General features: G+C 41.6%; 7 protein-coding genes. All 7 read left to right on the forward strand.

From position 1 onward, the window contains the following. Positions 1-43 precede the first annotated feature (43 nt). Positions 44-2,158, forward strand: a complete 2,115-nt coding sequence (locus R2Q78_RS19435) for a GDSL-type esterase/lipase family protein (protein ID WP_316794217.1) — start codon at positions 44-46, stop codon at positions 2,156-2,158. A gap of 65 nt (positions 2,159-2,223) precedes the next feature. Continuing rightward, complete coding sequence (locus R2Q78_RS19440; RefSeq protein ID WP_316794218.1) at positions 2,224-2,823, forward strand: RNA polymerase sigma factor; 600 nt, start codon at positions 2,224-2,226, stop codon at positions 2,821-2,823. Positions 2,824-2,907: 84 nt separating this feature from the next. Next, a complete protein-coding gene (locus R2Q78_RS19445) occupies positions 2,908-4,083 on the forward strand; it encodes a FecR family protein (RefSeq protein WP_316794219.1) in 1,176 nt (391 codons plus the stop codon). 252 nt (positions 4,084-4,335) lie between these two features. Further along, positions 4,336-7,782 carry a SusC/RagA family TonB-linked outer membrane protein gene (locus R2Q78_RS19450; RefSeq protein WP_316794220.1) on the forward strand — a complete coding sequence of 1,149 codons (3,447 nt, stop codon included), beginning with the start codon at positions 4,336-4,338 and terminating at the stop codon, positions 7,780-7,782. 24 nt (positions 7,783-7,806) lie between these two features. Next, positions 7,807-9,702: a RagB/SusD family nutrient uptake outer membrane protein gene (locus tag R2Q78_RS19455; protein ID WP_316794221.1), complete on the forward strand. Its 1,896-nt coding sequence runs from the start codon at positions 7,807-7,809 to the stop codon at positions 9,700-9,702. A gap of 25 nt (positions 9,703-9,727) precedes the next feature. Beyond that, the gene (locus tag R2Q78_RS19460) at positions 9,728-10,171 is read left to right on the forward strand and encodes a DUF5018-related domain-containing protein (RefSeq protein WP_316794222.1); all 444 of its coding nucleotides are present in this window, start codon (positions 9,728-9,730) and stop codon (positions 10,169-10,171) included. 79 nt (positions 10,172-10,250) lie between these two features. After that, positions 10,251-12,476, forward strand: a complete 2,226-nt coding sequence (locus R2Q78_RS19465; RefSeq protein WP_316794223.1) for an alpha-L-fucosidase — start codon at positions 10,251-10,253, stop codon at positions 12,474-12,476. Positions 12,477-12,483: the final 7 nt, after the last annotated feature.

A 12,483-nucleotide genomic window follows, 5' to 3' on the forward strand; every position in this document is an offset into this window, starting at 1 on the left:
AGAAAAGTAAATGAATTAAGATTAGGTATAGAAAACCAATAAAATGATAAAAAAAAATACTTTTGTTGCTCTAGTCTTATGGCTAATATGTTTCTCTGTGATTGCACAGGAAAAAATCAGGGTAGCCTGCGTGGGCAATAGCATCACCTACGGGTCTGGTATTTCTAACCGTGATAAAAATTCATATCCGGCACAATTGCAAAATATGCTGGGCGATAGTTACGACGTAATGAATTTTGGCCACAGCGGGGCCACCTTGTTGAAAAATAGCAGTAATCCTTACTGGAAAACGAAAGCCTATACCGATGCGCTAGCCAGCGAACCCAATATTGTGCTGATCAAATTGGGAACCAATGACAGCAAAGCACCCAACAGACCCATATACAAGGAATTTGAAAGCAACTATGAGGAACTTATTTCGAGCTTCAGCCGGTTACCTTCTAAACCCCGTATTATCTTGTTGTTGCCTTTGCCCAGCTTTTCGACTGATACCAGTCAGATCTATGATGCAGTAATACAGAAAAATATCATTCCCATGATCAGGCATGTTGCCTACCAAAACAAATTGGAGGTGGTTAACTTACATAGCCTTTTCATTGATAACCCGGCGCTATTTCCTGATAAAATCCACCCATCTTCTATTGGGGCAACCGTTATTGCTGCAAGATTATATGAAACCATCACACAGGGCACTGATCATAAGTTCAATATTTTTCCGAAGATTAAGGAAGCAATAACCGTCAGCAATTTCCATGGGTACGAATGTGCCGATTTTACTTTTGAAGGGCGTAATTGCAAGGTAGTGAAACCGAAAGTAACAGCAAAAGACCATCCCTGGGTATGGCGTGCCCGCTTCTGGGGGCATGAACCGCAAAATGACATTGCCTTGCTGGAACGTGGTTTTCACGTAGTTTACTGCGATGTAGCAGAGCTTTTTGGTAATGCAGAGGCGATCTCCTTATGGAACAAATTTTATGCGCTGATGCAAAAAAATGGACTGGCTAAAAAGGTGGCCCTTGAGGGAATGAGCCGCGGAGGCGTTTACGTTTACAACTGGGCTTTGGCCAATCCGGAAAAAGTGGCTTGTATTTACGCAGACGCTCCGGTGCTCGATTTAAAAAGCTGGCCTGGCAAAAAAAGGAACGCCGGAGGAAAAGAGCCATGGGAGGATTTTAAGAAGGATTATAATCTTACTGAAGAACAAGCCAACAACTTCAGCAATAGTCCCCTGGACAATGCAGCTAAAATTGCCAGGTTAGGCTTTCCGATGTTGCATGTAGTTGGCGATGCAGATGATGTGGTTCCTATCGCGGAAAATACCACACCATTTGAAGAGGAAATTAAAGCAAATGGGGGTAACATTACGCTAATACACAAACCCGGAATCGGTCACCACCCACACAGTTTACCAAATCCTACCCGCATTACCGATTTTATTTTAAAGGCGACAGGACAAAAAGTGAATTTTGCCACAATTGCAGCTCCTGGTTCCGAATACAGATCCGGAGCAGGCTGGACAAAAGATAAAGACTGGTGGGCACAGCACGAAAATATCGACAGTTTACTTGACGCAGAAAAAAATCTGGACATCCTGTTTTTGGGTAACTCCATTACACAGGGCACCGGCGGGCATAGGGGATACGTAACGCATAAACCGGGACTTACAGCCTTTAACAGTGCTTTTGTCAACCTGAAGTGGGAATGTGCAGGTATATCTGGCGATAAAACCCAGAACATCTTATGGCGTCTTCAAAATGGCAATTATGCAAAAGCCAGACCGAAGGTGATGGTGATCATGATTGGTGTAAATAACCTGATCGCAGGCGATAGTCCGGCAGAAGTGGCAGCAGGCATTAAAAAAATTACAGACTGGACTTCGAAAAACATGCCCTCTACAAAAGTGCTTTTACTGGGGCCTTTGCCTGTCGGCTTAAAAAAAGACGATGAGCGAAGGAAAAAATACGAAGAAGTCCACCGCCTGTTGGCCAGACAGCCGCACAGCAAATTTAATTACCAGCAGATAGCTGAGCCTTTTATGCTCCCTAATGGCGATTTGGATCCTTTGAAATATGGATCAGATGGCATTCATTTGCAGCCAGAAGGATATAAGTCCTGGGCAGCAGCATTAAGGCCAATAATAAATGAGTTATTAAGATAATGAGAATATTATAATCATGTTGTGCTGAAAATATCTTAGTTTTATTCAAATTATGAGGTAATAAAATGGCGATTAAACCTCTTCCTAATGAAAAGGAACTGCTGCAAAATATAGCGGAAGGGGATGATCTTGCATTTTCGATACTGTTCAGGGCTTATTATGAACCATTGGCCAAATATGTGTACACGCTGCTCGACTCCGTACAGATGTGTGAAGAAATTGTGCAGGATGTGTTTGTGAAAATATGGGAAAACAGAGCAACCTTGCCTCAGCTTGATAAATTCACGGCTTATCTTTTTATCCTGACCCGCAATTATACCATTAGCTGTATCAGGAAAATGGTACAGGACCGGAAGCAAAATCAGTTTTATGCTGATGATGTGCTGCGTTTTAATACTGGTGAAGAAATCTTCACTATGGACCAGGAATATCAGGATATCCTTAAGCGCGCTATAGCTCAGTTACCTCCTTCCCAGCAAAAAGTGCTGGAGCTTCGGCAACAGGGATTCAAGACCAGAGAAATCGCTGAATACATGGGGATATCGACAGATTCAGTGAAGAAATATCAGCAATGGGCAGCACAGTCTGTATCTAAGTTTCTAAAATCCAATGCTGCATTGAGTGTGCTGTTTATGCTGATCAGGAACGGGAATAATTTATTTTAAAATTCTATATCCCGATTTTGATGTTGGTGCGTCTTTAGTTTAAAGATGAGCAGGAGCCTTCCTGTTAAATCTCAACCAAATGATATGAACGAAAACCAAAGACTGAAGTTTTTATTTGAGCGTCAGCTGTCGATGCAAAATTCTGCTGAAGAGAAAAATGAGCTGCTAACGCTGATGTCTGACCCTGTAAATGAAGAGTTGGTTAAGATTCTCCTGAACAATTACTGGGAAAAATTTGAGGAGGTTGCTTCAGAATCAGATGGTATTTTTCAACCGGGTCAGGGAGAAGAAATGCTGAATAAGTTATTACAAGAACACATATATCCATCCCGGAAGCCTCAGAGAAAGTTAGAGCTGTGGATGAAAATCGGCCTTACTGCTGCGATAGCTGTCATTTTATTTGGCGTATCCCTGTTTTATTTTTCACATAAAAAAGAATTGTCTGCCGCAAGCGATAATATTGCTCCAGGTAAAACAGGAGCTACACTGACTCTTGCAGACGGGAGAAGAATCAGGTTGTCGGATGCTGTAAATGGAGAACTGGCAAACGAGGCAGGGGTGAGTATTGTGAAATCCAAGGATGGGCAGCTGATCTACGAAGTAAAGGGAGCTTCAGAATCGAATAGATTGAATACACTTTCCACGACTAATGGAGAGACTTATCAGGTACGCCTGCCTGACGGTTCTATGGTATGGCTAAATTCAGCTTCAAGCATTAGTTATACCGCATCCTTGCTGGAAAAAGGTAAGCGAATTGTCCGGCTTCAGGGTGAGGGGTATTTTGAAATTTCCAAAGATGCGTCACATCCCTTCATTGTTAAAACCAGTGATCAGGATGTGGAAGTTCTGGGTACACATTTCAACATCAACGCTTACGAGGATGAGCCATTTGTGAAAACTACGCTGTTGGAAGGAAGTGTAAAGGTAAATAAACCTGATGCTTATAAAAGGATTTTAAAGCCGGGAGAGCAGTCGGCATCACATGGTAATGGTATTTCTGTTGAAACGGTGAATGCAGAATATGCTGTGGCTTGGAAAGATGGCTTTTTTCGTTTCAATAATAAAACGCTCGATATGGGACTGAGGGAAATTGCGAGGTGGTACAATGTGCAGGTTACCTACAAACGGCCTGAACTCAAAAATGAACAATTGGGTGGCAGGATTTCAAAATACGCGACAATTAACCAGGTACTCAAAAAGATGGAATTGGCGGGCGTATTTAGGTTCAAAGTGAATGGTCGCGAGGTCATTGTAGAATAATAGTAATTAATCAATATATCTAACCAAACTAAAAACCAAAATCATGAAAAAAGAGAATTACCCTTGACAGGATGGTCTTTCAGATGAGTAAGGTAATGAACCGGAAGTGTTGGAAGCACTTCCGGAGAATGACTTGTCTGAATAAAATTAGCGTGTAAACTATTTTTTGACTTAAAACAAGACGATCAAATGTACAAAATTTACCCAAAATTATGCGGGATCAATTCCTGTGTTCCTAAAATCCTGCGAATTATGAAACTTACGACGTTATTACTCCTCGTCACGATCATGCAGGTCAGTGCAACCGGATATGCACAAAGACTGACATTAAAACAGAAAAACATAAGTATTGCACGTGTTTTCGAGGAAATTGAAAAGCAAACAGGTTATGATGTATTTTACCTGGCTAAAGTTTTGAAGACCAGTAAAACCATAGATGCCAACTTTGAAAATGCATCGCTTGAAGAAGTGATGAAAGCTTGCCTGAAAAGCCAGCCAGTGCTATTTGCGATTGACGATAGAACGATTGTAATTACAAAAAAGGAACCATCGTTAAATGTGGAATTCCAGAACAGTCTGGCCGATATCAGTATTACAGGGAAGATAGTAGATGAGAATGGACTGCCTCTCCCTGGCGCAACAGTTACAGAAAAAGGAACCAGAAATGCAATCTCTACGAATGCACAGGGAGTCTTTACTTTGACAGTTAAAGATAACAATTCCATTTTGGTGGTTAACCTCCTTGGATTTCAAACTAAGGAAGTTGGTGTTGGTAATATTCAAAACGGCACGATTTCACTGGTGCCTTCTCAAGAGCAATTGGGAGAAGTTGTGATCACAGCTTACGGTACGGTAAAGAAGTCTACACTAACAGATGCCATTACGACGATCGATAGCAAGAAATTAGAAAACCGGCCTTTGAGAACTATGGCTGATGGTTTGATCGGGTTGGCCCCGGGGCTTAATATCCGAATTCCAAGTGGTGCTCCAGAATCTGTTCCAAGTTTGAATATCCGTGGATTTACAGGCTTTGGGACTTCAGGCTCGCCATTGGTACTTGTTGATGGTGTGGAAAGGCCAATTCAGGATGTGAATCCCAATGATGTGGAGACAATCTCACTATTGAAAGATGGAGCTGCTTCTGTAATTTACGGATCCAGAGCACCTTATGGCGTTTTATTGATTACTACTAAAAGTGGTAAAGCAGGTACGTTGGCTGTAAATTACACCTCTAATTACAGGTATGCAAGCATTGCCAGATTACCGCAACAAAACCATTCTTATGATTGGGCCGGTTATATCAACCAGTTGTTGATGTCAAATCCTGACGGTACAGGAACAGCGGTATTTACCGATCTGACAATTCAGCGCATGCGGGCCTGGTCTGCAGGTGATTTTGATAATCCTGTATTCGCAGGAATAGACAGGAAATATGTACTCAATGGTCAGTTTCCTGATCCAACTTCAAGCTATGGCTATAATTTCTTTGGAAGTTTTGCTGATGAAAATTACATCAAAGCTTATTTCAGGGATAATGTACCGAGCAACCAGCAAAACATAAGTTTTTCCGGTGGGTCAGAGAATATAAAGTATTATGGAAGTTTAGGCTACAGTCATGTTAACGGAGGCTTAAAAGGGTTTGATAACTACGACAAACGCTATAATGCGCTTAGCAAAGTAGATATTAAGGCCACAGACTGGTTGTCATTCAATGCCAGCATGAATTATGTGAAGCAAGGTTTCCAGGGAACTAATTACAGAGGATCAGGCATCGACTACAATACACTCTTTAGTGTGGTAGGGAGAGAATATTTTAACGTTCCTGTAAGAAATCCCGACAATCCTGATTATTACACTTCCGTGGTAAGTGTGGGAACTGCACAAGGAGCAGGAGGTTTGAGAACAGTTTCCGGTAATGACCTGACCTTTACCGGAGGTTTTAAACTTAATCCGATAAAGGGATTAGATGTAGAAGGAAGTTACAGTTGGAGAGCAGTTAATAATCAGGATGAAACTACTCAGAAATTAATTCTGGCTTATTTCCCAAATGGAACAACAAAAGTTGGCGAACGTACAGCGAACAGTAGTTCAGTAGGTAAAACATACGATGCACTCGAATATCAGTTTTATAAGCTATCTGCCGGATATACGAAGTCAATTGCTGATAAGCATAATTTTTATGCCCAGATAGGCGTTCAGGGAGAAGAAAATCTTTTCCGCAACTTATCAGGAAGTGGGCAGGATATATTTTCTCCAAATACCGTTACTACGATTTCCACTACTGCAGGAAACTACAGAGCAGGAGACAGGGTATATGACTGGGCAACCCTGGGCTTTTACGGGGTATTCACATATGACTACGATCAAAAATACATGGTTAAGTTCGCCGCAAGAAGAGATGCAAGTTCAAGATTTGCAGAAGGTGCACGATGGGGATTTTTTCCATCGGTATCGGCAGGATGGAACGTGGCGAGGGAGAATTTCTGGCCTGTAAAAGACCTGGTTTCAACGTTTAAACTTACAGGCTCTTACTCAAAATCCGGCGATCTTGCTTCGGCAGGCAGTACGAATTACTACACATCATATCCAACACTCGCATCGGGAACAAGTGCGCAGACCATTCTGGGTGGAGTATTTACTACTTTTGTGAATCCTCCCGGACTGGTGAGCAGTACACTTACCTGGGCAAAACCTACGATGCTCAATTTGGGACTGGAATTAGATGCACTTAAAAACCGACTTAACTTCAAGTTCGAATGGTATCAAAGAACCGTCTATGATCAGGCTGGACCGCCGGAGCCGGTTGCGCAGGCATTGGGTACAGCTGCGCCAAGTACCAATAATTCAGTTTCCGAGACACGCGGATGGGAATTATCTTTAAGCTGGAATGACAGATTTAACTTTGCAGGTAAGCCAGTTCAGTATGGGGCATCATTCAATATGGCCGATTACGTTGGTTACGTAGTATCTTATAAAGACAATGGAACAGGAACGCGGGACAATCAATGGACGCCTGGACAGGTTTTTGGAGCAAACTATATGTACGAAGGTAATGGTACAATCCAAAATACAGGAGATCTATATAATAGAGTGCTGACCGGCAGTTACAACTACCCTGGATACTTTAGTTATAAAGATCTGAATGGTGATGGAATCATTAATAGCGGTGGCGGTGGTGGTTGGTATTCATTGGGAGATACCAAACTTAATGGTTATAACTACCCAAGAAAAACGTATTCAATCACGCCAAACATCTCCTGGAACGGCATTCACCTGAGTACTATTTTCGATGGAGTAATGCAGTGGACGGTATTCAGTAATAGCCCTTATACATTCGGGACTGATGGTTCACAATGGTTTGCACCATTTTATAAACAAACTACTGATCTTGGATACTGGAACACCAATAACAGGGATGCATTCTTCCCTGCCGTAAATCAGGGAAGAACCGCCAATGACAAATATGCGCTCAATCTGTCTCATCTGCGGGTACGCAGTGTTACTTTAGGTTATGATTTGCCAAAGCAATGGCTAAGTAAAGTAAAACTGCAAAAGGTTCATGTTTACCTAAGCGGAGAAAATATGGGCTTTGTATATTCAAAGTCTTATTTGAAATATGATCCGGAATTACTCAATGTAAGTGGCAATGGATACCCTCCGATGAAATTTTATTCACTGGGCTTGAACATCGGTCTTTAATTACAATTTAACCTGAAAATCAAGATGAAAACAATTTTTAATAAGATATGGAGAAAGGGAATGTATGTTTTCCTGCTCACAACGATATTCATTACATCCTGCAAGAAACTGGATAAACAGCCGCTGGATGCGTTGACTTCCTCGACATTTTTCAATACCGCTGCAGATTTGCGAACCTATGTGAACAGTATGTACAATAACAGGCTTCCTGTTTATCAGTATACAGCAGGTACAGGTAATAGTAATGCACTGCTGGATAACGGATCTGATTTCATGATCTTTTCGGCAGATATTACTGGTGGTTTAAACCAGGTAGGTGCTACGGGTACTGCCGGGACGGAAAATGGCACCTGGAGTACAGGATATACACGTATCAGACAGGATAACTATTTTCTGAAATATGCTCTTGAAAAAGCAGAAAAAACACCCAATGCGGATCATTATATCGGTGAGGGATATTTTTTCAGGGCCATGGATTATTTTGCGTTACTGAATAGTTTTGGAGATGTGCCGATTATCCTTGAGCCATTGACGGAAGCGGATGTAGAAAAAATGTATGTTCCCCGTTCGTCGAGAAATGAAGTAGCCAAACAGATCCTTAAAGATTTGGACCTTGCCATCCAAAAGCTATACTGGAAAGGAACGGGTGAGGCTGTTGCAGGAAGAGTAAACAAAGAGGCAGCGATTGTGCTGAAAGCCCGTGTGGCCTTGTTTGAGGGCACCTGGGAATATTACCACAGTAGAAGAAGCACACAGTTCGCGGTGGCAGGTAAAGATGGAAGAGAATTCCTGGAAATGATAGAGCCTGCAATGAACGAACTGATCAGCCGTCAGGGTACAAGAATATTCAAAACAGGTGATGAGCCCTATAACCAGCTGTTCGCACAAAAAGATGCGTCATCCGTAGACGGAGTATTTTTATACCGTGTTTATGACGGTGTGAAATTGAATGTCAGCCATAATTTCTTTTCTAAAATCACCGATTTCGGCCCATCGATTACCGATCATCTGGTAGACATTTATTTAAACAAAGATGGTAGTCCACAAAATATCAGCGATCCCTACACTACCTTAAATACCCTTTCCCAAAATCTGGATCCAAGATTCAGACAAACGATATGGACTCCAGACCGCGGCCCGTTAGGTAAGTTAAAAGGCCGGGAATTAAACGCGAATCTACGCTATCCGATTGTGGCTCCGATTTTATCTACCGGCGGAGGATTTACCTCCACAGGATACAGAACATTTAAGGGCGCAGTTTTGGAAGCATCTGAGTTTAACAAAGGAGAAACAGATGATATACTGATCAGGTACGAAGAAGGTTTGCTTGCTTTAGCTGAGGCAAAAGCTATACTGGGAACCATAACACAGGCTGATCTGGATAAAACGGTAAATGTATTGAGAGGCAGAGTAGGGATGGCCAATATGACCCTGAGTGCTGTCAACGGTTTTCCGATATCAATTTATAAAGAAGAGAATGGCTTTGATCTAACAGAATCCAGGATTGTAAATGAAATCAGAAGAGAGCGCGGAGTAGAACTGGCACTGGAAGGTTTCCGTTCAGGAGATATCAGACGCTGGGCGATTTTTGAGAAGGTAATCAACGGTTATAAGCCAAAAGGAGCACAGTTGCAGGAGTTCCTGGATTATTATAACGATCCGGCTAAACTAACAGCAGATGGGTTTAACGTAGCAGGTCTGAGTTTCCCACTTTTGAGAAATACAGGATCTACAGGTAATGTTTCAGCCTTTCCCGACGGCAGGATAAACCCTTATTTTAAATCTCCCCAGTTTCAAACAGCGGGGCAAGGATTTTTTATCAACAGAGATAGGGATTATCTGACTTTTGTGCCGCTTAGTCAGATACAGCTGTATAAAGTAAAGGGTACTACATTGACACAAAATCCCGGATGGAATTAATTATAAAAAGCTTAAGTATATGATCATGAAAAATAGAATGATAAAATCAATAAGTTTAGTAGGTCTGATACTGGTGTTTTACTCCTGTACAAAACCACGTATAGAACGAGATGATGCCAGGTATGGCGACAGAGCGGTAATTACCGGAATAAATATTGTCCGCTATAATGAAGTAAGTAACCAACTTAATTATGATGAGATTGTAACCGGTGCGCAAACGGTTGGAGTGATTAATAAGGTGACGATTGACAATACAAATAAAAAAGCAGATGTCATCGTAAATAAAGGGACTGACCTCACTAAGGTTGCGATACAAATTACCAATCAGGCAGTCAGAGTTGAGGCTCAGAATGGTGCCCCGACGCCTGGTTATATCAGGGACTTCTCGAAGGGCCCTTACGTTTACAGGCTGTTTTCATCAGATGGAACCGTTAGGGACTGGACGATATCCATTTCCATTTTACCTTAAATAAACGATTTTAATTACGCATCTTAGAACACAGCGAGCTACTTAAGTTTGCTGTGTTTTTATTAACCACACACACACAATGAAAAAATTAAGTATCCTATTATTTACACTGGCAACCTTCGGTGCGGTAGCCCAGAATAAAATTCCTCTGCTGAAGACCAGCAATACGATTCCGGTTTTTGCAGGAGATACCCGGGAAATGATTGTGAATAAGGCAGCACATGTTGTGCCCACAAAAAATCAACATGAAGCATTAAAAAATGAATTCATCGCCTTTATCCATATTGGACCAAATACGTTTACGAGGATGGAGTGGGGTAATGGAAAAGAAGATCCTAAAATTTTTGATTTAAAAGAATTGCATACCGACCAGTGGTGCCAGGCAATGAAATCTGCGGGAATGAAGATGGTGATCATTACTGTAAAACACCATGATGGCTTCGTACTTTGGCAGAGCCGGTATACCAAGCATGGTATCATGTCAACAGGTTTCCAGAACGGGAAGGGGGACATTTTAAAAGAACTATCCGCATCCTGCAAAAAGTACGGTTTGAAGCTAGGCATTTACTTGTCTCCGGCAGACTTATTTCAGATTGAAAGTCCTACAGGTTTATACGGCAATTTGAGTAAAGTTAATAAGCGTACGGTCCCACGTCAGGTTTCGGGGAGGCCTTTCATTAATAAAACAAAATTTGAATTTGAGATTGATGATTATAACGAATATTTTTTGAATCAGTTATTTGAGCTTTTGACAGAATATGGTCAGGTTGATGAAGTTTGGTTTGATGGAGCGCACCCTAAAACTAAGGGCGGTCAGAAATACAATTATGCTGCATGGAAAAAACTGATCCATACATTAGCACCAAAGGCTGTTATTTTCGGCAGAGAAGACATCCGCTGGTGTGGTAATGAGGCCGGTAAAACCAGAGATACAGAATGGAATGTGATTCCCTATAGTGAAAATCCAAATGAAGCGACCAATTTTCCCGATATGACCCGCGAGTTATTGGGAGACAGGGAAGATTTATATAAGGCGAAATTCCTGCACTATCAACAGGCAGAAACCAATACTTCCATCAGGGAAGGCTGGTTCTACAGAGACGACAATAAACAGAAAGTAAGAAGTGCAGACGATGTATTTGACATTTATGAACGTTCAACAGGTGGCAACTCTACATTTTTATTGAACATTCCGCCTAACCGAGACGGAAAATTTTCGCCAACAGATGTACAGGTACTGAATGAAGTAGGCAAGAGAATAAAAGACACTTATGGTAAAAATCTTTTCAGCAGGGCGTCGGGTCCAAAAGAAGTTTTAGATCAAAGCACCAGCACATATGTTCTAAATAACCAGCAAATTTTGCTGTCAACAGCTTCTGCCGTTACGATCAACCGTTTGGTCTTACAGGAAGCGATAGCAACACATGGTGAACGTGTAGAACAACATGCTTTGGATGCCTGGATAGACAATCAATGGAAAGAGATTGCAAGAGCGACAAACATTGGGTATAAAAGAATCCTGCGTTTTCCGGAAATTACCTCAAGCAAATTTAGGGTACGTATACTAAAATCACGCGCGATACCTGCAATCAGCAATATCACTGCACATTATTATACCAGCAGGCCACCGCAAATCCAGTTCTCCAGAGATCCCGATGGACTGGTTAAACTTACTCCCTTTGAACAAGAGTTCAATTGGAAACCACATGGAGAACACGCAGCGCAAAACCTGAATACCGATGTCGAGATTTATTATACTACTGATGGAACTGAACCCACCAATTCCAGTTTGAAGTATACTAAACCTTTTTTAATGAACAGTGGCGAAGTTAAGGCCCTGAGTTATTCCAAAAACATCAAAGGGTCAGTAAATACAAATGTGTTTGGAATGCTAAAAAGCAACTGGAAGGTTTTGGAAGGGAGCAGTGAAAAGCAAAGTCGCAATAGCACCATCAGGGCATTTGATGAAAATGATCGTACTTACTGGCAATCCAAAGAAGGAATGATAGATCCCATTGCCCTGGATCTTGGTAAGCAAATAAAATTAAAAGGATTTGCTTATACCCCACCAAAAGAAAACAGCGATGGAATGATACAAAAGGGGATCATACAAACGAGTACAGATGGAAATACCTGGGCTGATACCGAGGGTTTTGAGTTTGGCAATTTGATAAATGATCCGGTTAGGAGAATTCATTACTTTAAGGCGCCAATCTATAGCCGGTTTATTCGTTTAGTTCCCAAAGAAATTGCAGGCAATGGCAAGACCGTAGCCATAGCAGAACTTGACTTTATTGAAAATTAAATTAGCT

Origin of the sequence: Pedobacter frigoris (assembly GCF_032678645.1) — a bacterium.
Taxonomy (GTDB): domain Bacteria; phylum Bacteroidota; class Bacteroidia; order Sphingobacteriales; family Sphingobacteriaceae; genus Pedobacter; species Pedobacter frigoris_A.

Coding starts and splice junctions, on each gene's coding strand:
- R2Q78_RS19435 (WP_316794217.1), top strand. CDS start 44: ATGATAAAAAAAAATACTTTTGTTGCTCTAGTCTTATGGCTAATATGT.
- R2Q78_RS19440 (WP_316794218.1), top strand. CDS start 2,224: ATGGCGATTAAACCTCTTCCTAATGAAAAGGAACTGCTGCAAAATATA.
- R2Q78_RS19445 (WP_316794219.1), top strand. CDS start 2,908: ATGAACGAAAACCAAAGACTGAAGTTTTTATTTGAGCGTCAGCTGTCG.
- R2Q78_RS19450 (WP_316794220.1), top strand. CDS start 4,336: ATGAAACTTACGACGTTATTACTCCTCGTCACGATCATGCAGGTCAGT.
- R2Q78_RS19455 (WP_316794221.1), top strand. CDS start 7,807: ATGAAAACAATTTTTAATAAGATATGGAGAAAGGGAATGTATGTTTTC.
- R2Q78_RS19460 (WP_316794222.1), top strand. CDS start 9,728: ATGAAAAATAGAATGATAAAATCAATAAGTTTAGTAGGTCTGATACTG.
- R2Q78_RS19465 (WP_316794223.1), top strand. CDS start 10,251: ATGAAAAAATTAAGTATCCTATTATTTACACTGGCAACCTTCGGTGCG.